Source organism: Microbacterium sp. C448 (genome assembly GCF_000582705.2).
Taxonomy (GTDB): Bacteria; Actinomycetota; Actinomycetes; order Actinomycetales; family Microbacteriaceae; genus Microbacterium; species Microbacterium lacus_A.
The window spans coordinates 1-418 of record NZ_HG779819.1; the positions used below are offsets into that span (position 1 = coordinate 1).

Annotated in this window: 1 pseudogene; it reads left to right on the forward strand. The window is 71.3% G+C overall.

The features are described from left to right. A pseudogene (locus tag MIC448_RS15420) lies at positions 1 to 418 on the forward strand (amidase family protein); the annotation flags it as partial.

The following is a 418-nucleotide window of genomic DNA, read 5'->3' on the forward strand; positions in this document are numbered from 1 at the left end:
ACCCGCTCATCCGGGTTGCCGAAGCGCTGCCGGGTCTCGAACCCGCACCCCGCGTGGCCATTCCGACCGCCGAGCACCTCGAAGGATTGGCGCCCGGATGGGTCGAAGCGTTCCGCGGGGTCGTCGATCGGCTCACCGCATCCGGGGTCGAGATCATCGAGGTCGATATCGCGCCGCTGCTCGAGGCCGCCGCGCTGCTGTACGGCGGTGCGTTCGTCGCCGAGCGGACGGCGGCGGTCGGTGACTTCATCCGTGAAAGCGCGGAACTCGTCGGGAGTGACATCGACCCGACGGTCGCGACGATCGTCGGGGGTGGCGAGCGCTTCACGGCGGTCGATGCCTTCCGCGACCGCGAGCGCCTGCGCCGCCTGGGTCTTGCGGGAGCACGCCTGCTCGAGGGCACCGCGGCGCTGCTGAC